A 25,877-nucleotide genomic window follows, 5' to 3' on the forward strand; every position below is an offset into this window, starting at 1 on the left:
CTTCTTGGGGCTTTTTTTTGTAGCAAGCCACTAACAATAGCAAAAACACCAGCCAATCAGGTTAAAAACCATTTTGAATAATAATAAACACTGTTCAACAGCAGGAATAGGCTAACTAGGCAACCCTACGCATTAATAAAGCGTTTCTTATTCATTATCAAGCTATTTGGGGTATTTTTTTATATAAATTTTGCCTTCCAAACAAAATTTGGCAGCTAAAGATGTACTGTATTAAAAAAAGATTAACTTTAAAATGAAGGAACTGTAAGAACACCGATGTTTTAACCCTATCCTGTTTTTAGAACACTCCTTTTAAACGGTAATATCAAACTAAGAAAGGAAATCTGCCAACAGGAAAATGAATGATACAATGATTGATTTCCAATACTTGTTTGAAAATTCAGCAGAACTTGAACTAATTCTCTCCAAAGAATTAACCATACTATCTGTAACAAACGGATTTCTGTCGTTAACCCATACGCAAAAACTGCAAATAATTAATCAACCCTTCCTTTCATTTTTACAATCAAAACCGGATAGTGAATCGAATGTAAACCTGCTTCATAGGCAATTAAAACATGCCATTCACCAACAAACAAACATTCAAATTCCAGTAGCAACGTATCATTTTAAACAAAACCAGTTTCATCAACAATTTCATTGGCAAATAACTATTACGCCGGTTGTAAATCATCATAAGGAAGCGGTAATTAAGTTACAAATCCATAATCATGTACCACAGGTATCGGCTAACAGTATAGATAACTTGTCTCTAACGGCAATTTTAGATAAAAGCCTTAACGAAATTTATATTTTCGATGTATTTACCCTGCAATTTGAATATGTAAATGAAGGCGCCCTTAAAAACCTTGGTTATACCCGACAGGAAATGTTACACCTCACCCCTGTACATCTAAAACCAAAATACAACGAAGCTTCTTTCAGGGAGATGTTGGAGCCACTAAAAAAAGGTGAATCAGATAAACTGGTAATTGAAACTGTTCACAAACGCAAAGACAATACACTATATGATGTACAGGTACATCAACAACTTATTTCTATCAATAACCAATTAAAATATCTTTCCATTGTACTAGATATTACCGAGGACAAAAAGAATCAAATTACCCTAAGAAAACTATCAAAAATTGTTGAGCAAAGTCCGGCCTCTATTGTAATTACCAACTTAGATGGCAATATAGAATATGTTAACCCTGCTTTTTCAAAACTTACTGGCTATACCTTTAAACAGGCTTATGGCAAAAATCCTAAAATATTAAAAACACAATTTACACAACCCGGTACACATGCCCATATGTGGAAACTAATAAAACAAGGTAAAGTATGGCATGGCGAGTTTTGCAATAAAAAGAAAAACGGGGAACTCTATTGGGAGTCTGCCACTATTTCTCCCATTATCAATTCGCAAGGTAATATTACCCATTATGTAGCCGTAAAAGAAAATATAACCGAACGCAAAAAAGTAGAGCGGGAAAAAGAAAAAATGATTGTTGACCTTATCAAAACCAATAACGAGTTAGATCAGTTTACCTTCATCGCTACCCACAATTTAAGGGCACCCTTATCTAATTTACTAAGTATCGTAGACCTGCTAAAAACCGATACCATTCAAGACGAAAGAACCTTAAAATTGATAACAGGTTTTAAAGAGTCTACAAAAATGTTAGATGCCACATTAAACGACCTGCTTAAAATATTGCTGATTAAAAACGATTTGGATATTAACCTAAAACCTATCTCCTTAACAGAAGCTTGTCAATATGCCATCAGGTCTATCAGTCAACTAAATAACAATGGAGATATTATTTTGGAAACAGATTTTTCTGCGGCAGATACGGTTATGTTTTACCAACCTTATCTGGAAAGTATATTCCATAACCTGCTTACCAATTCCATCAGGTATTGTTCGCCGGAGCGGAAATTACATATCTCCATTCGTTCTGAACTGTCAAAAAAAACAACCTTTGTGTACTTTACTGATAATGGACTGGGTATAGACCTGGAGAAAAATAAAGACAAAGTATTTGGCTTGTACCAGCGCTTTCACAGTCATCAAAACACCAAGGGACTAGGCCTGTATATGACCAAATCTCAAATGGTTAGCCTGGGTGGCAATATAGAGGTAGAAAGCCAGGTAAACCAGGGCGTAACTTTCATCCTCAGTTTCTCCAACAAACACTTGCCTGCTCTTTAAGCATAAAAGCCGCCATCCAATATTTAAAACCAATATTGTTTCAGCTACAGCAAATCTAATGCACATCCGTTGTGTCACTCACTTGTACGGTTAGATTCGCTATTGGGCTTTTATCAAAACAACCATTAAAGCGCCGGCTATTATTTAGCCTACCTATATCCGCAGAAGAAGGCAATTATTTGGAAAGGGTATTTAGTTCGGTTATTTTTGAGTTGAAGTCAACCGAAACACACGCTCTACTAATGACACTAACACCCAGCCATATTGAATTTGAAAATTTTTGTAACCAACTCATTGGTTTTACAATTACTAAAGTTGAATATTCAGAAATTGATTATGAGCCGACTAGAGCTATACCTTATTATCCAACACAATTTCAAAACTTGCACTCAGTTGACTTTTCAATTTTCTTACATACGGACAAAAACAATTTGATTGAAATTTATTGGGATGGACAATTTTTTGAGTATGGTATTGGAGTTAAACTAGATGAAAAGTCAGACTTTTCAGGTTTCATAACGTGGGATGTATCTGAAAGTGAACTTTGGAAAAAGTTTATAGGTACAACGATTACTGATATAAAAATTTCATGGGTGAGAGTTAACTCAAATGAACAAAAGTCAGGTAAAAAAGAGAGTTTTATTTATCCGCAAGACATCTCATTAATGTTTACAAACCACAAAAAAGTATTTATTAGTGCCGCGGGTTTTCTGGAGGAAGGAGACTCAGAAGTTTACGGAATGCTGGATAACTTATCAGTTACAGACAACGAATATTTAGCTAGACAGGTTAAAATGATAACATGATTAAGAAGGGAGGTGCTGACACTAGGCAAGTAAGCAAGGAGGATTTGTTCCCCTGCTACCGACAGCGGCAGAAGAACACATTTTTTGGAAAAGGTATTTAGTTCTTCTATTTTTGAGTTGAGCATCATTTGAATTTATTTCTTAAAACTTTTATTAAAATAAGTCTTCTAAATATCTAATGTGACAATAAAAAACTTTAAACTCCTTTTTATCTTTTCATGTACATCATTTTGTATTACGACTTATGCTCAATCTGTCGTTTCAAATGATTTTGATAGCTGTAAAGTTTTTGCTATTAGTTATTCAGCTATGTATAGAATGAGAATTTATCCAGAAAATTTGATTTACGATTTTAATGATACATCTTTTATTGTTGACAAAGCAAGTGCTGAAAAAGTTTTAAATGTTATTTATACATTTCAAACTCGAATAGTAAAACAAGATAATAATAAGCCGTTTCAAAATATGTATCGCGTTGACTATAGATTGTTGTTTTTATTTTACAAAGAACAAAAAATAAACTTAGTTGGCTTTGGTGCAAATGGACTAATGGCTATTAATGACACTGTTTATAAGTTTGACAAGAATATATTAAAGACATTGACAACAGTTATTCCAGGTTTAAAACCAACAATACGTTTATAATACATTCAGATAAAATCAAACAAACGAACGCCCAGTCTAGTAACCAAGGGGGGATTTCGTCCCCTGCTACCAAAAGCGGAATAACGCATTTTTTTTGGAAAGGGTTTTTAGTTCGCTATTTTTGAGAAAGGCTCAATTATTATGCAAGACACAAACATCTATATAGAAAAAATAGGCAGTTCTACAAGACAAATAGACTTTGTTGAGCTTAACCAACTCAAAAAAGACATTTTATGGATATTTGATGAAAATGGTAGTGATTTACATAACGCATACGTTCCAGACTATTCTTTTACGCTACCTTATTGGGAATATGCATCAATTAACGGGAAATACTTGTATGATGATGATAAGAATTTTTATAGAGAAGGAGCCCTTATCATCATTTTATGCATGTTGGCTGAATATGTGGACATTCAAGGTGGTAGTCAATTAGTTTTTGGTGACCATAATTTAAACGATATTCTAAACTATATCAATTTGTTTAAGCCAGAAAATGAAAATCAAAATTCTCTTAAAGAACTAGTAATCTTGGGAATTTCAATATCAGTAACAATTACAAAAGAGGATATTGCGAAAAATGAAGATTTTGAGCATTCAGACTTAGACAAATTTCTTTCCTCTTTGAAGTGGGTGGACAATACATTCATACAGGCGTATTACAAATCAAAACTAACTTGAACTTCGTCTATTTCCCTGCTGCTGCCCGTCCCCACCATCAGCTTTCGCTTTAACATTCGCTTCGGTAAAGCTCCACTTACAATCCAACTGTACAAGAGTGCGACGCAAGTAAAGCCCAATAGCTGATGAATGTTTGGCATATAAAAATGCCTTTAGCAATAAACAAATAAGCCCAATTTTTTATTGGCGCCAACGCGTAATAGAATTAACCATTTCAACCGGTGAATATTGGTAAAACACAGTACTTTCGTGCCGTTAATACAATCTATTTTACAGCCCGGTACCAGCCATTGTTACCTGCTGTTTTAACCGAAAATATATGAATATGGAAGCTTGGAAAACCTACCAGGAACAACACAAAGACCGTTTCCTGAACGAATTGCTGGAACTTTTGCGCATACCCAGCGTAAGTGCCCGTACCGAAAACAAGGATGATATGATTGCCTGCGCCAACCTGGTAAAACAACGTTTACTGGAAGCAGGTGCAGATAGTGTAACCATTTACCCCACCGCCGGCCACCCCATAGTATATGGCGAAAAAATGATTGATGCCGGCAAACCCACCGTTTTGGTATATGGCCATTACGATGTTCAACCCGCAGACCCACTGGAGCTTTGGAACAGCGGCCCTTTTGAACCCGTAATTAAAGATGGTAAAATTTTTGCCCGTGGTGCCTGCGATGATAAGGGCCAGTTTTATATGCATGTTAAAGCATTGGAAACCCTTACCAATACCAATAGCCTGCCCGTTAATGTAAAATTTATAATTGAAGGCGAAGAAGAAATAGGCTCACCCAACCTGGGCATATTTGTAAAAGAACATACCACCTTGCTAAAAGCCGATGTAATTTTAATTAGCGATACGGCCATGCTTAGCATAGATAACCCCAGCATTGATGTGGGCGTACGCGGTTTAAGTTATATTGAAGTAGAAGTTACCGGCCCCAACCGCGATTTGCACAGTGGTGTTTACGGTGGCGCAGTAGCCAACCCCATTACCATACTGGCACATATGATTACCAGCCTGCACGATGAAAATAACCATATCACCATTCCGGGTTTTTATAACGATGTAGTTGAATCATCGGCCGAAGAAAGAGCGGAACTTGCCAAAGCACCTTACGATGAAGCTGCCTATAAAGAAGAATTAGGCGTTACCGCTTTATGGGGCGAAAAAGGTTACTCAACCAATGAACGTACCGGTATAAGACCTACCCTTGAATTAAATGGTATTTGGGGGGGGTATACCGGCGAAGGCTCTAAAACCGTATTGCCCTCAAAAGCACATGCCAAAATAAGTTGCCGACTGGTGCCCAACCAAAAGCACGAAGTAATGACGGAGCTGATTATTAACCATATCATAAGCATTGCCCCAGCCGGCGTTACTGTAAAAGCAGCACCGCACCATGGCGGCGACCCTTACATGACACCGGTTGACAGTATTGAATACCGCGCTGCGGCCAAAGCCATTGAAACAACTTTTGGCAAAGCACCTATTCCGGTTAGAGGTGGTGGCAGTATTCCTATCACCGCTTTATTTGAAGCAGAACTGGGTTGCAAAGTGGTATTTCTTGGTTTTGGGTTAGACAGCGACAACCTGCATAGTCCCAATGAAAAATACGACCTGGTAAATTTTTATAAAGGCATAGAAACCATCCCTTATTTTCATGCATTTTTTGCTGAAATGAAGCAATAAAATACCTGTATTTATACATAAAAGGCTTTCATGTATTTGCATGAAAGCCTTTTGTTTTCTTATACCAAACATTTCAACTTTATCCCGTAGGTGCCCAATTAAAAGTCCGGTATACCATTGGGGTATTTTTGTGGCCCGGCAATAGAATGGTCATTTGGCTTTTCTTGCGTCGCACACTTGAACTGCAGTAATTAGTGGCAACTTTTAACAGCCCATCACCATGTGGCGATTGATAGCTACCCGCTTTTATTATTTGCGAAGCATCTATCTGTTGTATTAATTGAAACAGAAAATCTGCCATTAACTGCAGTGTAGTGTCTTTATAAGGTGCAAACTTTAAACCCAGGTCATGTTTTGCAGATTGATAACCGTGAATGGTGGTAGTTAAACCTAAATTGGTTGCCCTGGTAAATATGGGCAGGCTGCCATACAATAACATTTCATCGTTGTTTTTATTATAGCCTATATTCCATGGTACCGTTACATCACCCCTAGATTGTACGCAACCAATGGGTGGATCGTTGTTTTCCATCCACGACGTATCGGTTATAGCACCCCATAATGAATAAACCCCTGCCACAGCACTGGTATTGGGTAATTGATTGGTATTACCCTCAATATCAGCATTGGAACTTATGCCAAGTGCGGAAGCCCGGTTTGCTTTAATATAGGCTTTGGTAATGGCAGCAATAGCCCCCGCCGAAGCCCCGGAAACAAATATTTTATTGGTGTCTATGGCATACGCAGCTGCATTGGCTTTGGCAAACCGGATAAACCCATTATAATCCTGTACCGCTCTTATTAAAGCAGATTGTAATGCTTTGGGGGCGGTAATATCCATACCCAGCCTATAATCAATGGAAGCAATTACAAAACCTTTTAAGGCAAGGCGTTGGCAAAAAGCTACAATAAAAGAATCGTTACGACTACCATTTCTAAAACCGCCACCATGCGCAAATACAATCATGGCGCGTTGTACCGCAGTATCATTATCCGGCAGGTAAATATCGGCCTGCAATTCTGTTGATTGTGCCTGGTAATTAAGGTTATTGCCATAGCTTAAGGTTTGCATATGGCTACCCGTAAAAACATCATCTTTATACCGCTGCAATAATTGCTGGCTATTGGCTTGCAACTGAATAAATAATAGTAAAACCGGTATTAGTGTTTTTTGCATGATGCATAGATTTCCCCACAAACTTAACTGTAAACCGGCGGTTAATCACACAAAAAAATCCTGCCATTAGGGGCAGGACTGAAACATATTTTTACTATAAAATTTACAATTTTGCCAAACAGGCTTCCAGGCTTTCTCTCCAATTGATGGCTGGTGTAGCATAGGTTTGCTGAATTTTAGTTTTATCCAATACTGAATATCCGGGCCTTTTTGCCGGTGTGGGATATTGTACGGCATTTATGGGGTGTACATTACAATCCAATTGCTTTATATCCCTGATGGCCGTAGCAAATTCAAACCAGGAAATCTCACCCTCATTGGAGTAATTATAAATTCCGGGTACAAAGCTGTTACTATTGGCCTGGCAGGCGGCTGCAATTTGTAAAATAACGGCTGCCAGATCTTTGGCATAGGTTGGTGTACCCCGCTGATCGCTAACTACATTAAGGTCTTTACGATCTTTCATTAAACGCAACATGGTTTTTACAAAATTGTTACCAAATTCGCTGTATACCCAAGCGGTGCGTATAACCATGGTGAGCGGATTATTTTCTAATGCCAGCTGCTCTCCCATCCATTTGGTATAGCCGTAATAATTGACGGGATCGGTTTTGTCATCTTCCTTGTATGGTGCAGTGGCGCTACCGTTAAACACATAATCTGTAGAAATATGAATAAGTTTAGTGCCATATTGCTTGCAGGCATTGGCAATATAACCACAGGCGGCAGCATTTATTTTATAGGCATTTTCCTGATCAGTTTCAGCTTTGTCTACAGCAGTATATGCAGCAGCATTAATAAAATAAGCAGGCTTACAATGCCCAAATAATTGTAATAGCGCTGTTTCGTTTGCTATATCAAGGGAATCTCTGTCAGAAAATTGAAATTCGAATTGGGGGAATTGTTCGGCTGCGGCCTGTAATTCGCTGCCCAACTGGCCATTTTTGCCTGAAACAATAATAACGGGTTTTTGCATAGTTGGTGGTTTTATATTGGGTGGCTACTGCAGTAAATTTGGGAACTATTTCGGCTGCATGACTATGTCGCTTTTGTTTATGTACAGTTGCATAGTGTGCTGAACGTACAAGTGAGTGACACAAGGATGTTTAATGGATATGCTAATGCCTGTAACCCCTTATCTAACTGCATTTAATGATTAGAAACAAAAAAAACTCCGTAACATGCAAGCATAGTTACGGAGTTGGTATTTTATTTTCTTGATTCAAATTCTTTGGGTTGTTTTACCAGTTCTTCTTTAGGTAAAGATTTAAAATATTCGTAAGTAATTCTTAAACCTTCGGCCCTGCCTACTTTGGGTTCCCATCCAAGAATTTCCCTGGCTTTGGTAATATCGGGCTGGCGTTGTTTTGGATCGTCTACCGGCAATGCTTTGTGTATGAGTTTTACATTGGAACCGGTAAGTTTCAGCACTTCTTCTGCAAAGTCTTTTAATGAAATTTCGTTGGGGTTACCAATATTTACGGGGTAAGCATAATCGCTTAACAGTAAACGGTAAATACCTTCAATCAAATCATCAACATAGCAGAAAGAACGTGTTTGGCTACCATCGCCAAATACGGTTAGGTCTTCGCCTCTTAATGCCTGACCAATGAATGCAGGTAGTGCACGGCCATCATTCAGTCGCATACGTGGCCCATAGGTATTGAATATACGCACTATACGTGTTTCAACGCCATGGAAGGTATGGTATGCCATGGTAATGGCTTCCTGAAAACGTTTGGCTTCATCATATACGCCGCGTGGACCGATAGGGTTTACATTACCCCAGTATTCTTCGTTTTGCGGATGTACCAATGGATCGCCATAGATTTCGCTGGTTGAAGCAATAAGCATTCTTGCATTTTTTGCTTTAGCCAAACCAAGACAGTTATGTGTACCCAATGAACCCACTTTAAGGGTTTGAATGGGGATTTTTAAATAGTCGATAGGGCTGGCAGGAGAAGCAAAGTGCAGTATATAATGCAGTTCGCCCGGGATATGTATATATTTCGACACATCCTGATGATAGAATTCAAAATCGGCCAGGGGAAACAGGTGCTCGATGTTTTTAAGATCGCCGGTAATAAGGTTATCCATACCTATAACATGATAGCCTTCTTTAATAAAACGATCGCACAGGTGAGAACCGAGGAAACCGGCAGCACCGGTAATAAGCACTCTTTTTTTTGTTGACATAGTATTTGGATTTATTGGTTTACATATTCTAAAACAGCAGCTGTTATATATTGTAACTGCTCTTCATCCAGCTCGGTATGAATAGGTAATGATATTACGCGTTCGGTAAGCCAATCAGTAACGGAAAGTTGTGTTGCTGCAAGGTTAAATGAAGCAAACATTTGTTGGCGGTGGCCGGGTACAGGATAATAGATCATTGATGGAATATTTTTCATAGCGAGATATTCATTCAGCCCATCTCTGTTTACACCCTCTAAAGTTAAGGTATATTGGTGAAATACGTGCTTAGAATTTTCTGAGCGATAGGGTGTGGTAATTTTTGGATGATTGGCAAAGGCGGCATCATAATAATCGGCGGCCTTTCTGCGGGCAGCAATATAGTTATCCAACTCTCTTAACTTGATATTTAAAATAGCTGCCTGAATTGTATCCAATCTGGAATTACAACCCACTACATCGTGGTAATAACGTTTGCTTTGTCCATGATTTGCTACCATTTTCATTTTGGCTGCTAGGGCATCATCATTGGTGCAAATGGCACCACCATCGCCATAACCCCCTAAATTTTTTGAGGGGAAAAATGAAGTAGTTCCAACATGGCCAATGGTGCCTGTTTTTTTGGATGAGCCATCTTTAAAATAATAATCGGCACCAATGGCTTGTGCATTATCTTCAATTACATAAAGGTTATGTTCATTGGCTATTTGCATGATTTCTTCCATATTGGCGGGCTGCCCATATAAGTGGACCGGCACAATAGCTTTTGTTTTTGGCGTAATGGCTTTACGTAAAGCTACTGCATCCATACAAAATGTACGGGCATCTACTTCAACAAAAACTGGTGTTAAACGTAGCAGTGCTACCACTTCTGTGGTGGCTATATAGGTAAAAGAAGGTGTAATTACTTCGTCACCGGGTTGCAGGTCCAAAGCCATCATTGCAATTTGTAAGGCATCTGTACCATTGGCACAGGGTATTACATGGGTTGCGCCCAAATAGGCTGATAAATGTTGTGCAAAATCCTGTACGGGTTTGCCATTAATAAATGCGGTACTTTCCAAAACTCCAATAACAGCAGCATCAATTTCGGGTTTAATTTTCTGGTACTGCGTTTTTAAATCCACCATTTGTATAGGCCTCATATATCAAAAATTTGTGGGGCAAAACTACACTAAAAATAGGTGTAAACCATTTTCATTAGCATTTGATACATGCGTAAATACGTTAATGGTTTTAGTTAAAAGGTAAGGCTTCCTTTTGTGTTTTTCTGCTTTTTAAAGCAAAACATAAACCTGCATTTTATTGCTGCTACATGTTTTGGAAGTACAAGAGTGCGACGCAAGGATGCTGCCACTTATGCAATTGTCTGGTTCAAAAAATGTATTTATTATGGAGTTGATGGTGCCAAAGAAATACGTATTTGTACGCCTGCCCTTGTATTGGTAACTGGTGCAGAAGTAGATATATATGGAACAACACGTTGCTGATCGAAAAAGAGTTTCAGGTTTACACGACTGCTCATTACCATATCTACAGAAGGTTGAATGCTTACCACTTTTTGTCCACCTGTACTATAAGCATTGGCCTGGTCTAAGCGGCTATTGCTTTGTATATCATCCCGCATAGACAGATCGAGGTTTAGGTTAATATCGTTGCCTGCTTCGGACTCTTTTAAGAAAGGAAATTTAAATGGCAGGTGCACCCCTTTTTGCCTTAGACTGCCACCAAAACTCCATTCGGTGCTGCGTACTTCGCTTAATTGAAAATCTATAAGGCTTAAACTGAGTTGCCTGCTCTTTTTAAATTCGAAGCGGAAATTGGTTTGATTGGTAGTGGTTACATCAATACCAAATAAGGGGGCAAAAGACTCTTGTATGGTGATATTTGGCAAAAGGAAAAATGGTATATAATTACCTGAAATGGTATCAAGAAATGCCGGTGCCCCATAATGAAAAGGATCGTAATACAACAATGCACTGGAATAGGCATTCATACTTAAAGTAGATGAATAGGCATGCGTTAAACTGATATTACTAAACACATTGGCAATAGCCTGCACTTTTGACAAACCCGTATAGGTAACCCTCCAATTGGGCAATGGTTTAATACCGCTAAACGGATTTGATTTAATATTGGGATTAGACTGTTTGATTAGGCTAACTGATAATGGATCTTTACCCGTATAAGCAGCCAGAAATGCAGGAATAAGCACATCCTGTGCATAACGGCCATAACCCAAAGGATAACCATCTGCTGATACTTGCGAACCCGCAGCTTTATAATAAGGATTACTATTGGCCAACCTGCCGGCAATTACTTTACGATAATCCTGGAACTTATTAAAGGTTTGCGATACCTCAGTAGGTTTATATTTTTGGAAAAGCGTTTTATAACTAATGTACGATACACTAAAGCCACCAGAAGCCAATGGATTAAGGTGCTGGGGATTACCCAGGTTTAGTGTATCCTTAAATAACTCAGAATAATTTTTTGAGAAGGTTTTATCAAGATTAATATCTATCACAAATTCCTTGATAGGCTCTAATTGCGCTGTTAGGCTTAATCGCTGATCGAAAGTTTGGTTAAAGAGTAAATTAAAGGAACTATCCCTGGTAATTACCCCCTGCGATGCTTTTTTATTAAGCCAGGCACTATCCGGTTGTTTACCCAATACATAATCTAAACCGGGCTGATAGGTTTTCCAGTTTTGACCCAAAATTTTTGTACTATCGGTAAAGCCGGGTAATCGGGTATTATAGTTTTCGCTATAATTCACAGAAACTCTTTTAACCATTGTAACCACCTGCACGGCAGATTTTAGCACACCGGTTGGGCCATTGTGTTCTTTATTATTTCGATCCTGCTTACGTTTATTTCTTTTTTGCAGACGCCATTTGCGCAATGCAGTTTTTTTAGCTTTGCCTTTAAGGTCTTTAATTACTTCGGGTCGTGGTTTAATAATGATGGTGGTGTCGGTTTTATTACCATTATTATCTTGCTGTTCATCTGCATTTTCAGCAGGCTGGTTCATTTTTTCTAACCATGCAGATTTACTGTATAACCGGGAAAAGTCAAATTCGGCATTTAGTGCGTTTTGCTGACTGTTCTCAATAATGTTACCCAGGTTTTTTGCCAATAAACTGGCACCAACCCAATTATAAGTAGTAGTATAACTATAACGGGCCGTAATCCAATCAGTTAAAGGCAATTTTGATAACGGAAAATTATAACTAAGCACACCCCTTTGTTGGTATAAGGTATTACGACCACCCTTGAATAAATTGTTTTTAACGGAATCTTTTTTGGACTGAGTATCCAGCAGCCCGGCAGGTTCATCGATGCGGGCAAAATTAGAAGCACTAAAATCGAGGTTAACGCTACGGCTTAGATCCCAGCGCATATTATAAAAGCGATCGAAAGTGAAATATTTGTCGTAGGTGGTATCAACCCTTTCTACTTTATTATCAAAAGTGTTTACAATACGTGGAGTGTATTTACCAAACTGGCGGTTAACATCAGCTCTGAAACTGATAAGGGAAGGAATAGGATTAATATTAAAATCTCTGGCCAATGCAAACCATGGGCTCTTGTTTCTGATAAGCTTTTTAAATGGCTCAATAAATTTAGAACTGGCGCTATAGGTATAGCCCAAACCTGCTCTTTGTTTGGTAACACTATTTAATAATATTACAGGATTGATCTGTTCTATTTTTGTAAAAGAGTAACTAAAATCAAAATTGCTGATACTCCATAATTTGGGCCGTTTACCTGTTTGCCCAAAACGCATATTGGTAAAATTAAGCGTTGTAATTGTGGTTTGGTCTAATGCCACCTTTTTGATAGAATCTCTTTTGGCCCCGCCATTATCCAGTTTGTATTGATATTTCACATCCAGATCATAGGGATCGTATTTTGGTGTAAGTACATTTTTATTAATACTGGCATACACAGGAATACTAATACCAGCTTTCTTAGGTAAGAGTTTACCAGCATCCAATGTCAAAGCGGCATCAAATTGTAAAAGGTTATCACGGGCTCTTTCATTTGCTCTTTGTTCAATGGTACCAAAACCTTGCGTGTACGTATTTGCAGAAACAGATAAAGAACCCAGGTCTGCCAATTGAATATCAACTCTACCCAATGCAGCCCATCCCCCATTTTCATCAATCCGCGAAAGCCTCAATTCATTTACCCAAACTTCAGTTGAAATGGGGCTAGCGGAATTGTTATTTTCTATACCAATTAAAAAGCCCTGCACTTCGCCCAGGTTTGGATTACCTAATACTGAAATGGTTTTAGTACCCTGTAATTCTCTATAAATGGTACTAAGTGAACCACCGTTACTATTTCGCCTGAGTTTTAATTGTACCAATTCGTTTAGAATGATATCCAGGTTATTATCAGTAGGCCAAATTTCGGCAGCTGTAGCTGTGGCACTTGGCTGAGTAATTTTTAGCGGAATTTTTATTTCATAATAATTATTCAAAAAATCCTGGCCAATACGAATAACTGCATTTACCTGACCATCCTTTACATCTGTCTGTCCAATTACTGACTCTGCATGTAAAAACATAGATAGTTGTCCATACTGACGCATATCCAGGTTGAGTGTTTTAAATACAGCCCTTGCATCCCCTTTTCCAAGATTGCTTATTTTAAGACTCATGGATTGCTCATTCTGCAAAAGATTTACGCCATTATTACCCAATAACTGCACTCTTTCAATACCCGGAGGAATTTTGTAAGGTATGGGCTGACGACTACTATTCTCTTCGAGGTTAACAGCCAAAACATTCATTGTGGCATTACTCGATACCTGAGTATATGAACCAATTGTGTCAAGATCATAGGTAAAAGTTCTCCATTGGTTACGCACCAAATCAAAACTGGCAAAACGCATTACTACGGAATCTTCAAAATCTGTAGCATACATCCTTATAAAACGAATAGATTTGAAATCTGGAATCTTACCCACTTTACCCGTGTAATTCTTTATAGGTATCCTGAACAAATACCATGTTTCCGGTTTTGAAGATCCATCAGCCAATCTTGGTGTAATTACTTTAGAATCGGTAATATATTTGGTAATACCGGTTGCCATTCCTGGTTGCAGGTCAATTTGGTATTCATAATACTCTTCTGTTTCACTCAATGTATTATCCCTGTTCAGGTCTTCATTATCCGGGTATAATGTTGCGGCAGGTGAAAACTGAGAATTGCCTGTTGACACTGGAGAATTACCCTGTGGATTATTGTAGTTTTTATACCGCCCCAATATATCAGTAGCAGCAGCATCATAGGATGCATCACGATACCATTTATAATCATCCCCTGCAGGGTCATTCACTGCCTTTTGATAAATGGCCGATGTAGTACCAAAATTGGTAGCCAATTCACCTAAATATTGTGCCTGTTTTACTTTTTCATTTTCATCATCAAGCCCATCAAATCCCACATCCTGATAAGGCCTGTCGGCAGGGTCATTACTAAATGCCTGGGTAACCTGAAATGGATTTACCGGCGTTGTTCCCCATTTACTGTCAGTAGTATTTACTGCTGCAGGTTGTGTAGGTGTATTTAACCCATTCTCATAAAAACGTAACCCATCCTTTAATACATCCTCACTTATATTTCCCAGGTTAATAACTAACTTACCACCAGCACTATTTGGATTTTTCAGGAAGGGGTCCTGCATCCAAAATTCCATAAACTCAATATTGCCGGTTTCAAAATCCGTCTGATCAATGTTACGCATAATACCCGCCCATCGTTGTCTCGGGTTTTTCAACTTTCCATTGCCATCAATATCGGCCACATCGCTGGTAAAATTATAAGGGCCTGGTTCTGTTGGATAATAGGCCAAATCAAATGTCGCATTCAATACATCGGTAATATTGGTGGTACGTTGTGGAAACAATTCATTGGTGTACACTGCTCTAATTCTGGGATCACTTAAAGCGGTAAGGTTACCCTTTAAAGGATTGCTTGGGTTAGATTTGTCCTGCAAAATTGGCTCAATGTTATACCAGGCCATTTTTGCCCTGCTCTTTCCATAATCCAGGTTATTACTTAAGCTTGCTTCAGGGAATTTAGTGCCTTGCGGTGTAGATGCCAATACCCAAGAAACAAAAGGAAACCTCAAATCAATACTACTGGTTGTACCCTCAAAATCATCAATATAAATCAACCCTTCATTTCCCTTACCAATTTGTTTTGGGTGACCAGGTTTTAACACAGCGGCCTCACCATAAGCATTAATATTACTTACCGTTTTTGAATTGTAAAACGGAAGTTTATTAATCAATCGGGTTAAACCTGGCAGTTCAGCTCTGTAATTAAAGTCAACACCGTACATGGTATTTTGAATCGGGTCTTCACCATAATTTACCTTAGTAAAAAAGGGTCTTTCCGTAAGTTTTTGCATTGTAGCACCAACCGTTAGATTTTTATTAGCCACATAATCTAACCTTAAACCCATAAAACTTCGCTGCTGAATACCAAAGCTTGCGTTGTTTTCATACTGCACATTAACAGGTACACCAGAATTAATAATCGCCTGATTAATAATCTTTAAAGTACCTAGGTTATAATCAATTACAAAATCTACATTCTCCTGTAATACCTGACCACCTGCGGTTACAGAAACCGAACCAGGCGGTATATTAAATCCTCCCAAATAAATATCGGTAGAAGAGCTACCCTTTACTGTTCCCTGTATATAAAACCGGTCAAGATTGGCATAGGTTTGCGCAATGGCTTTAATAGAATCATATAACTGCGGAAACAAATATTTATCTTTTACATCCTGAGGCTGGTCTTTTAAGGCGGTACTTTCCAAATAATTACCAAATGGTTGTAAAACCGGAAATATAATTTTACCCATCTGGCTATTTACAGTGAAACTGTCTACAAAGTCGTATTGCCCGTCTGGTAAAGGGTCGTTACGGTTATTTAACCGGTCCAGGTTTAAGATGGTTAGCAAGGGCTTACCGGAATAATCAGGATTTGTTTCCGGCAAATATCTTTTCATACCTCCACTTGGCTCAAGATACAATACATTCAGGTTAAAGTTTTCACGCTGAACACCTGATACATCAAGGGAATACACATTCTTCATCATCAAATCCCATAACGGAAGTTCAACTCTTTGGGAGGTAGCTTTTAATAATTTCAGAAACAATACTTTTTGTACACCCTGTGTAGAATCCAACGTCACATCCTGAGAAAACTCCCCCACCTGGTACACTTTACCATTGTAAGTGTATTGGTAAGCCACCGCCAATACATCATCTGGCTGCAACTGCTGGTTTAACGAAATAAAACCCACCTGAGGATTAAAATAATATTCACTTGGGTCTAACTTTCTGGCAAATGTCTTCTCAAAATCATTTACTGGAGATAACCCCTTTGCTAATAAAATTGAATTAATCAATGCAGGATTCCTGTTATTGGTAGCATCCCCAGCTAAAAAGGAGTAAAGGTCATTACCCCCGTTTTGTGGCAAAGTGTTACTCGTAAGGGAATGTACAATTGGGTTGTAAGGCTGTGGCTCTGCTAAATCAGTAAAACCAACAATACTTCTGGTGTTAATGGTTGATCCATTTCTATTCGTTAGCCACACTTCCAAACGCAATATCTGTACCTGGCTGGTTACCACCGGCAGGTTGGCCATGGCTTTGTCGTAATTATCCTTAAAATATTGCCCCAACAAAAAGTGGCGGTTTTCTTCATAATCGTCAAGACGCTTATTTATTTTTTGGTTTAAGCCACCACCTTGCAGGGTTAAAGATTGTTTTTGCGAACGCTGACTAGCCAATGCAGCCGTTACATATAATTTACCAAATTGTAAAGAGGTTTTTATACCAAATAAACTTTGAACGCTCGACATTAATGAACCCTTGCTTTGAAAAGAAATATTACCGGCTTCCACCGATTTTAATATCTCATCATCCATCCCTTTATAATCCAGCTTTAACTGATTCTCAAAATCAAAATTGGCCAGGGTATTATAACTAATGGGTAGTTTTAATTTATCACCAATACTGGCATTTACGTTAATGTTAGAATTCATTTTAAAATCAAAGCCACCATTCTTTCTGGCCGATTCAGGCAATGTGGGGTTCTTTACATTTTGCCCATCATAGCCTGCCGTTAAATCCACCGACCCCTGTGGTTTAATATCCACTTTTAAACCTCCTGGTGCAACACCAAAAATCCTATCAAATAATTTATCGTATACCCTGGGTTTTGGCCGGGCAATTTTTCTGTTTAAATCAAATAAAGTTCGGCTGCGTGAATTAAAATATTCTTTCTCTGCCTGTGCCGATTGAATTTTCAGGTACTCATCAAAAGTTAGTGTGGTAGGTTTACGGTAAAGCGTATTACCTATTTTCTCAACAATATAATATTCATTGGTTTTGGGATCGTATTCAATGGTTTGTTTTATAAAACCAGTGTCTTGCAGGTCAAAAGGATTATTAGACTGCCACGAAAAGCGGTCGCCACGCCTGTCTTTTATAGGAAACCGTAAAGAATCCTTTGCAGCACGGCGTGTAGTGTCAACTTTTTGGGCTACTGCCTGCAGGGTTAATGCAGTTACACAATAAGTAAACAATAAAAGAAATATGATTCGAAAAATCTTATACAATGTACAGTAAGATCTGGTTAGGTAGAAGTATTTGCGATAGGTTATAAATTTTTTAAAGCTTGTTTAATAAATTCCTCCAAAGAAAGCGATTCTTTGGCAGACAAGGAAACTTTTTTAACAGCCGATTCGGCCATGGGTCTGGCTATACCTAGTCCTACAAGTGCCTGAACAACATCCTGTTCAACCGATCTGAAATGATTTGCACCCGTACTTACACTCAACTCTGTTTGCACTTTAGCCAGTTTATCTCTCAATTCCAATACCAGTCGCTCTGCTGTTTTTTTCCCAATACCTTTAACGCCTTCCAGCTGTTTTGTATTGCCCTGTACAATTGCTTTCATTATTTCATCGGGGTTTAAACCGCTCAACATCATACGTGCGGTTGAAGCGCCTACACCCGAAACACTTATTAATTGCAAAAAAAGTTCCTTCTCCGTCTGTTCAAAAAAGCCAAATAAAGTTTGCCCATTTTCGGTAATGTGCAAATAAGTAACCAGTTGCCCCTCCTCTTTATTGCTAATAAAAGAATAAGTATGCAAACTAATCTGCAATTCATACCCAACTCCATTCACATCTACAATTACCTGCGAGGGCGATTTTCTGGCAAATTTGCCTCTAACAAATGCTATCATAAATACGATATTACCAAAATTATAGTTTCAGGGCAACAAACAGGTTAAATTAATAATAATAAAAGGCCTAATACCAGTTGTTTAATCAGCTGCACCGCTATGGGCATCGCCGCTTGTGTCACTCACTTGTACGTTCGGTAAAGTGGGCAGCAGTTAGTACTGAAGCATTTTAGCATTGGGGTTTCCCAATACAAACTGGAAGCTAATACAATCGGTTATTAGCTAAAGGCAAATAACTATCAGCAATAGTTTGGTGTTCTTAAATTGTAGTATTTATACCCTATGCAGGGTATGATACACAACCCTTTCAACTATTACCTTTCATAAAATTATCAAATATGAAATCAATGCAAAGTTTTATGGTTGCCCTAATAATGGTGGCCTTAATTTCCTGTAATAACGAACCCGCTGCCGATACTACTTCAGCAGCCCCTGCTTTTAGTTTAGATTCAGCAAAAGCGGCTATTGCTGCCAGTAATGATGCATTTATGGCCGCATTTACCAAAGGGGATTCTACCGGTGTTGCAGCTTGCTATGCTACTGATGGCAAAATAATGCCTGCTGGTATGCCTGCTATAGAAGGACAAGCCGGTATCAGCGGTTTTGTAGCCGCATCTGTACACATGGGTTTAAAAGATTTTAAACTTAGCACCAGCAATGTTTGGGGTGGCGAAGAACTGGTTGGCGAAGAAGGTACATATACCCTTACCGCTGCAGATGGAACAGCTGTTGATAATGGTAAATATATTGTTCTCTGGAAAAAAGAAAACGGCGCCTGGAAAATGTTCCGCGATGTTTGGACAAGTAATGTACCGCCTGCACCAGTAAAATAAGATGGTTTTAGTTAGTGGCTTTTAGCTGTTGGCTATTAGCTTTTAGCCAATAACATTCGTCTATACTACATCACAATAGTAAAACAGCTTAACACATATTTACACCCGAAAACGGCAATTTGGTTTTCGGGTGTTTTTTTGTTCTTTTTTAGACTAAAAAAGGTGAAAGCTAATGAAAATTGTTAGTTGTATAAAGCTAATGGCTAGCAGCTAAGGCTAATTGCTGAACTATGTTATAGCCGTACAAGAGTGCGACGCAACGGCTGCTTCATAGGTATTCATTTGCCGGGCTAATAAAATCATTGACCTGCATATACCAACAAAGCCAAACCGGCAATAAATAATAAAAACATAGCTGCCAACAATCCATTAGTTGAACGGGGTGCATCTTTAAACTCTTTCCAGATAAAAACACCCCACAATGCGGCTATTAAAGTAGCACCTTGTCCCAGTGCATAGGAAATGGCCGGCCCGGCTTTACCAGCCGCAATTAAATTAAACTGATTGCCAATACCCCATATTAAACCGCCCAAAATACCCACCATATGGGTGCTCCACTTACCTTTAAAATAATCTGCATAAGTAACTGGCGGGCCCTGAAAAGGCTTTTTCATTAACAGGGTATTGAAAATTAAATTGCTACACACAATGCCGGTGGCAAAAATAAATACAGCAGTATAGGGTGTCATTTTCCCAATAGCAGGCTGTTCAAAATTGTCCAAATCCATAGAAGCAGCAATAAAACGGTAAAAGAACGACATGAGTAAACCCGCCAGCAATGCCACCACAATACCTTTTGACGATACTTTTTGTTGGGTGGCAGCGGCTTTTTTATAGGCAATAGCATTTAATACAATGGCAATAGTTACGAGTATTACACCGGCAAAAATAAAGGTTGCATCGCCTTTTTGGGTAGCCATATAGTTTACCAACACTCCCAAAACCAGGGCCAGCCCAATGGCTACTGGAAAAGCAACGGCCATACCTGCCATAGCAATTGCGGCAGAAAATAAAATATTGGCTGCATTAAAAATTATACCTCCAATAAATGCACTAATAATATTGGCTGTACTGGCCTGTGCCAGATCGTTGGTAAAATGGCGGCCCTGATCGCCATAACTGCCTAAGGTAAATGCTGCAAGTGTAGCACAGAGAAAAATACCCAGCACATAATCCCAGTAAAACAATTCGAAACGCCAGGTTTTGCTGGCCAGCTTTTGGGTATTTGCCCAGGAGCCCCAGCATAACATGGTGATGATACAACAAAAAACAGCTACCGGATAAGATTGAACTATAAACATAGTAAAGTCATTTTTGGATAGTTTACATTATTGTTTGGCGGCACGCATATTTTGTTGCATACCATCTATAGGCGCATTGGCATAAATAATTACGTCGTCGGTTTTAAAATAATCGGCACCTGTACGGTTCAGTATTTTAAATACCACCGTATGTTTGGCATTGGGCAAATCGTAATTCCAGCAAAGCTCGTGGCGGCGGGTAGTAAAGCTGGAGGGTAATGCCGGTTGTTCTACCAGTTTATCATCAATATACAAGGCAGTATTAAATGCAAAACTATTGGTACTGGCCCACTGGGCAGTTTCGCCCCTTAATACAAAACCGGTGCCTTCAAAAGAAAAGCTGATTTCGTTATTTGCCTGGTTAACCTGCGGTGTAATTTTTGCCACCGGGTATAATGAAGGAAAGCTTTTCTCAAACGCAACTGCTACAGGCTTTTGCAGCTTTATTAACACACTGGTTTCGGTTTGTTTACCACCATTGTTTTCTATATTTTGAATGGCATGTTTATAGCCGGTAGCATATACATTATTCAGGCTCATAGTGGTATATTTAAAATCAATATCCTCCGCCTCGTGCAAACCCATTTTCCAATAGTCCGGAATTTTATTATAACCCACTATGGCTCCCAAAATACCACCAGCGCTGGATGGATTACAATCTGCATCCTGACCGCAACGCGTAGCAATTTCAAGGGTTTTGGTAAAATTCCCATTACCATATAATAACCCGATAATTACATAGGCCGCATTTACTTTGGCATCAATATTAAAGGGTGCAAAAACACCATCGGGGCAGCCAATATCGTTGGCCCATTTTCTTTGTACTTCCAGCCAGGTAGCTTTCCAATCAGCAGGATATTTTTTATGCAGGGCAATTACATCCTGCATACATTTATAAAACTCGCTTTGTGCAGGTATGGTTTTTAATGCCTCAGTAACTATATAATTTATATCACTTGAAACAAATGCCAGTGAGTACATGGCTCCAACATATACACCGCCATACCAGCCATCACCATAATTCATAATATGGCCAATCTTGTCGCTGATGGCAGAAGCGGTATTAGGCATAGCCGGACTCATCAATCCGGCAAAATCGCTTTCAATCTGATAATCTATACAATCTGCATGGGGGTTATTTTTCCAAAAGCCGCTTTGTGGTGCTTTAATACCATTTAGCAAATTATACCGGGCGGCCTGGTTGGCATGCCATAATGCATAACCTGCATGTGCAAAGGCATTGGCAAATGAATCTACCGGTGCCAGTAACCCATATTTTTCAAAAACGTCAACAAAAGTCAGGTCCATATACAAATCATCATACAGGCCGGGATTATTAATCATGGCATCTTTTAAATAACCATTATACCATTTCAGCGGTTGATAATCCCCAATAAAAGTACCCTGAAACCTAAACTCATAAGGTCCGCCAAACGTAACCCCAATGGTTTGTCCAGCCCAGCCGCCCATAATTTTGTTTTTCAATTCCTCTTTAGACAAGCTAACAAAACCAGATTGTGCTTGTACGGCAGATGCAAACAATACAAACACTAAAAGCTTAATAACAGATTTCATATTGGTTTATTTAATGTACTAAGCTGCAGTAGTACTATGGTGCATTACTTGCGTCGCACTCTTGTACGCCAGGTAATACTATGCAGCTTTATGTTGGTTTATAAATTCTCTACTTCATTTAAATACGGTGCCGATGCCTGCGCACCTAAGCGGGTTACCGCAATAGCAGCAGCTTTAACGGCAAATCGCACAGCAGCAGTTATATCACTACCATTAGCCAGTGCAACTACCAGGGCGCCATTAAATACATCGCCGGCAGCAGTAGTATCTATGGCAGTTACGGGTATGGCATCAATAAAAACAAATTGACCATTGGTAAATAGTAAAGCCCCTTTTGCACCCATTGTAATAATTATATTGGCAACCCCTTTTGCGTGTAAAATATGTGCGGCAGTCTCAGCATCTGCAACGGTATTAACTAGTATGCCTGTTAATAAAGCAGCTTCATGTTCATTTGGGGTTATAATGCTGATGTTTTGCAGTAATACATCGCTTAAAGGCATGGCTGGTGCAGGGTTAAGCACTACAATTTTGTTGGCAGCACTGGCAATAGCAGCTACATATTCTACAGTGGCCATGGGAATTTCAAGCTGCAATAACACCATGTTGGCCCCGGTTACCAACGCTTGCTGCGCTTTAATATCATCCACCGTTAAAGCAGCATTGGCCCCTGAAGCTACTACAATGCTGTTTTCGCCTTTATCATCTACAGTAATCATGGCAACACCAGAAGGATGTGCAGCATCGGTAAGCACGCCTTGTGTATGTATGCCTTCTGCATTAAACAATGCAAGTGCCTGTTTACCAAAAATATCGTTGCCTGTTTTTGCAATAAAATCAACATCACCACCCAATCTGGCAGCGGCCACAGCCTGGTTGGCACCCTTACCACCGGCATTCATAAAAAAAGTGCCGCCAATAATGGTTTCACCTGGTTTGGGTATATGCGCCGATTTTATTACCATATCGGTATTGGAGCTGCCCACTACCAGTATTTTTTTACTGCTCATATGCTTTATTTAGTCAATCGTTATACTTTCTAAAAATATACTATTTTTTATATCCATGCACTTTTAAAGGGTAATGTAACTACACATATTTTTTTTGTATTTGTGTGGGCGTAAATTTTAGAAAGTTGGGTATTTATTTTATGCACTATGATAAAAAACGCATCTTTTCCCTTGTATATAAGCTGCATAGCATTACCTGTAGTACAAGAGTGCGACGCAACGGATGTTAAATGCTTAATAAAAAGCAGAGCCAATAATACCCTACCTGTTACAATAGCAGGTTATAGAAGTATTGCTTAATTTTAAAATATGGGGGTACAATTTTTTAGACTTTTAACTTGTCTGGTTTTTGGATGCATAGGATCAATCTGTGTTACTGCGCAGACAAATAAAAATCCCCTGCCTAAACTGGCCGCCGAAATAACTGCAGGTGATAGTACCGATAAACAAAAAGTTCGGTCTATTTTTAACTGGGTAACCAGCCATATTGATTATAATGTTGCCATTTTTAACCGTAGCAGCCGCAACCCGCAACGCGATTATAGTATGGAGGAAGACGATGATTCCACTGCCCCATTACAACCCTTAAATATTCGGGTGGCATTAACAGTACTGGAACGCGGAACAGCCGTTTGTGATGGTTATGCCAGGCTGTTTAAAGTGCTATGCGATTATACCAAAATACCCTGCGAAATTATTACTGGATATGGCAAAACTAATATAAACCGTACAGGAACACAATTTAGAAGTAATCATAAATGGAATGCTGTTTTTTTGGATAGTGCCTGGCACTTATTGGATGCCACCTGGGCCAGCGGTTATATTAATTACCGCAACGAATTTGAAAGAGCCATAAACTATAATTATTTTCTTACACAACCAGCTCAATTTGCCGAAGACCATTACCCCGAAGAACAAAAATGGATGTTGCTGGATTCTTTTGCGATAATGAAAGAGTTTAATGCTACCCCTTTTAAAACAGGCGCTTTTAATAGAAATTATATTGCCGGTTTTACCCCCGTGAACGGCATTATAGAAACCCATGTGGGAGATAGTATTGTAGTTAGCCTGCAAAATAACCGCACCAAAAAACTATTATGGGCTACAGATATTGCCAATATTGATTCATCTACCATTTTTATTTTGCAATGTTGCGGGGCTGGCAAACCGGTGAATACCATTCAGGGTAATACCGTGAGTTATACTTATCATGTTACAAACGCCCATATGCAATGGCTGAATATTATTTATAATGATGAATTGTTAATGCGCTATCGCATTAAAATAAATGAGGGCGCTGGTACAATACAAAAGCCAAATCAATCCCCATAAAAGACATTGTGCATTTTGATATAGAAAAAAAATTAATTTACGGGTATGAAAGAATATCCCAACCCCTGGAAAATAATTGACCAGCATATTGCCTATAACAATAACTGGATTACCGTAACCCATTTTAATGTATTAAATCCATCTGGCGGCAAAGGCATTTATGGAAAAGTGCATTTTAAAAATATTGCCATTGGTATTGTACCTATTGATGAAGATGGCAATACTTACCTGGTAGGGCAATACCGTTTTCCAATTGACCAGTATAGCTGGGAAATACCCGAAGGCGGCGGCCCATTGGAAGATGATCCACTCTACTCAGCACAAAGGGAATTACATGAAGAAACCGGCTTACAAGCCAGCAACTGGTATAAAATTCTTGACCTGCATGTGTCAAATTCAGTAAGTGATGAAGCCTGTATTGTTTATGTAGCTACCGGGCTTACACAATTGGCTGCCATGCCCGAAGAAACCGAGGATATTACCGTAAAAAAAATACCATTTGATGAGGTATATCAAATGGTACAAAGAGGTGACATAACTGATGCCATTACTGTATCAGCTATACTGCAAACCAAGATTTTATTGTGCGAGAAAAAAATAACACTAAAATCTTTTAGCCAAAGCCTTGTTGCCGAAATCCAATAACTGTGCATCATCAATATAACCAACAGAAATGGCTACGGGGTTACCATCACCATCTGCAACAATAAGTGTTGGATAACCTTCTATTGCAAATTTTCTGGCTAAATCGGGGCCAACAGATTTTTCGCCGTCAACTGTAATATTAATAAAGTTCTTATTAAAAAATGCCGCTACTTTGGGGTCGGAGAAAGTATTCTTTTTTAACATTTTGCAGGGTCCGCACCAGGTAGCATAAATATCCAGAAATATTAATTTTTTTTGTGCTTTGGCTTGTTGTAAAGCCTTGTTCCAATCCTGTTCAATAAATAGAATGCCCTTTTCAGCAACAGGTTTTATTTTGGGGTGTATATCCTTTTTGGCTGCAAATGCTGCCAATGTTATAACGGCCACAATGCTTACGGCCAGCATGGTTACAAACAGTTTATTCAATTTCATAGTAATCAATTTTTACTCAGGTACGAAATAACAATCTTTCCCTTACAATAATAA

At 38.8% G+C, this 25,877-nt stretch carries 18 protein-coding genes; 8 read left to right on the top strand and 10 right to left on the bottom strand.

Going from position 1 to position 25,877, the window contains the following annotated elements:
- The first annotated feature begins 358 nt into the window (after nt 1-358).
- From GD597_RS09140 to GD597_RS09160, 5 genes are all read left to right on the top strand, one after another.
- Nucleotides 359-2,215, top strand: coding sequence for a sensor histidine kinase (locus GD597_RS09140; RefSeq protein WP_171607545.1), 1,857 nt, complete (start codon nt 359-361; stop codon nt 2,213-2,215).
- A gap of 242 nt (nt 2,216-2,457) precedes the next feature.
- Complete coding sequence (locus GD597_RS09145; RefSeq protein WP_171607546.1) at nt 2,458-3,021, top strand: hypothetical protein; 564 nt, start codon at nt 2,458-2,460, stop codon at nt 3,019-3,021.
- A gap of 180 nt (nt 3,022-3,201) precedes the next feature.
- Nucleotides 3,202-3,666, top strand: a complete 465-nt coding sequence (locus GD597_RS09150) for a hypothetical protein (protein ID WP_171607547.1) — start codon at nt 3,202-3,204, stop codon at nt 3,664-3,666.
- Nucleotides 3,667-3,807: 141 nt separating this feature from the next.
- Complete coding sequence (locus tag GD597_RS09155; protein WP_171607548.1) at nt 3,808-4,347, top strand: hypothetical protein; 540 nt, start codon at nt 3,808-3,810, stop codon at nt 4,345-4,347.
- 325 nt (nt 4,348-4,672) lie between these two features.
- Nucleotides 4,673-6,043 (top strand): dipeptidase, encoded by a 1,371-nt coding sequence (locus GD597_RS09160; protein ID WP_171607549.1) that lies wholly within the window; start codon nt 4,673-4,675, stop codon nt 6,041-6,043.
- A 79-nt stretch (nt 6,044-6,122) separates the two neighbouring features.
- Here the strand turns inward: GD597_RS09160 and GD597_RS09165 are convergent, their stop codons facing one another.
- From GD597_RS09165 to ruvA, 6 genes are all read right to left on the bottom strand, one after another.
- Nucleotides 6,123-7,220, bottom strand: a complete 1,098-nt coding sequence (locus GD597_RS09165; protein WP_171607550.1) for an alpha/beta hydrolase — start codon at nt 7,218-7,220, stop codon at nt 6,123-6,125.
- 103 nt (nt 7,221-7,323) lie between these two features.
- Nucleotides 7,324-8,196, bottom strand: a complete 873-nt coding sequence (rfbD, locus tag GD597_RS09170; protein WP_171607551.1) for a dTDP-4-dehydrorhamnose reductase — start codon at nt 8,194-8,196, stop codon at nt 7,324-7,326.
- 233 nt (nt 8,197-8,429) lie between these two features.
- Entirely contained in the window at nt 8,430-9,416 is a 987-nt protein-coding gene (locus GD597_RS09175; protein ID WP_171607552.1) for a UDP-glucuronic acid decarboxylase family protein, read from the bottom strand.
- A gap of 11 nt (nt 9,417-9,427) precedes the next feature.
- Entirely contained in the window at nt 9,428-10,558 is a 1,131-nt protein-coding gene (locus GD597_RS09180) for a DegT/DnrJ/EryC1/StrS family aminotransferase (RefSeq protein WP_171607553.1), read from the bottom strand.
- Nucleotides 10,559-10,803: 245 nt separating this feature from the next.
- Nucleotides 10,804-18,063: a T9SS outer membrane translocon Sov/SprA gene (sov, locus tag GD597_RS09185; RefSeq protein ID WP_235954247.1), complete on the bottom strand. Its 7,260-nt coding sequence runs from the start codon at nt 18,061-18,063 to the stop codon at nt 10,804-10,806.
- A gap of 41 nt (nt 18,064-18,104) precedes the next feature.
- Nucleotides 18,105-18,695, bottom strand: a complete 591-nt coding sequence (ruvA, locus tag GD597_RS09190; RefSeq protein ID WP_171607554.1) for a Holliday junction branch migration protein RuvA — start codon at nt 18,693-18,695, stop codon at nt 18,105-18,107.
- A gap of 338 nt (nt 18,696-19,033) precedes the next feature.
- Here ruvA and GD597_RS09195 point away from each other — a divergent pair, with 338 nt between their 5' ends.
- Nucleotides 19,034-19,528 (top strand): YybH family protein, encoded by a 495-nt coding sequence (locus GD597_RS09195; protein ID WP_171607555.1) that lies wholly within the window; start codon nt 19,034-19,036, stop codon nt 19,526-19,528.
- Between the two features lie 299 nt (nt 19,529-19,827).
- On the opposite strand, the gene GD597_RS09200 is transcribed toward GD597_RS09195, so the two are convergent.
- The 3 genes from GD597_RS09200 to rbsK form a co-directional block, all read right to left on the bottom strand.
- On the bottom strand, nt 19,828-20,829 hold the full coding sequence (locus tag GD597_RS09200) for a GRP family sugar transporter (protein WP_171607556.1): 1,002 nt from the start codon (nt 20,827-20,829) through the stop codon (nt 19,828-19,830).
- Nucleotides 20,830-20,856: 27 nt separating this feature from the next.
- A complete protein-coding gene (locus GD597_RS09205) occupies nt 20,857-22,404 on the bottom strand; it encodes an ADP-ribosylglycohydrolase family protein (protein WP_171607557.1) in 1,548 nt (515 codons plus the stop codon).
- Nucleotides 22,405-22,502: 98 nt separating this feature from the next.
- Entirely contained in the window at nt 22,503-23,414 is a 912-nt protein-coding gene (gene rbsK, locus GD597_RS09210) for a ribokinase (RefSeq protein ID WP_171607558.1), read from the bottom strand.
- A gap of 309 nt (nt 23,415-23,723) precedes the next feature.
- Between rbsK and GD597_RS09215 the strand changes: the two genes are divergently transcribed.
- Both GD597_RS09215 and GD597_RS09220 read left to right on the top strand, forming a co-directional pair.
- Complete coding sequence (locus tag GD597_RS09215; protein ID WP_171607559.1) at nt 23,724-24,746, top strand: transglutaminase domain-containing protein; 1,023 nt, start codon at nt 23,724-23,726, stop codon at nt 24,744-24,746.
- A gap of 45 nt (nt 24,747-24,791) precedes the next feature.
- Nucleotides 24,792-25,391, top strand: coding sequence for an NUDIX domain-containing protein (locus tag GD597_RS09220; RefSeq protein WP_171607560.1), 600 nt, complete (start codon nt 24,792-24,794; stop codon nt 25,389-25,391).
- Here GD597_RS09220 and GD597_RS09225 read toward each other — a convergent pair.
- Complete coding sequence (locus GD597_RS09225) at nt 25,350-25,823, bottom strand: thioredoxin family protein (protein ID WP_171607561.1); 474 nt, start codon at nt 25,821-25,823, stop codon at nt 25,350-25,352. The two genes, GD597_RS09220 and GD597_RS09225, sit on opposite strands and share 42 nt — an antisense overlap.
- Nucleotides 25,824-25,877 lie beyond the last annotated feature (54 nt).

Origin of the sequence: Limnovirga soli, assembly GCF_013106755.1 — a bacterium.
GTDB lineage: Bacteria > Bacteroidota > Bacteroidia > Chitinophagales > Chitinophagaceae > Limnovirga > Limnovirga soli.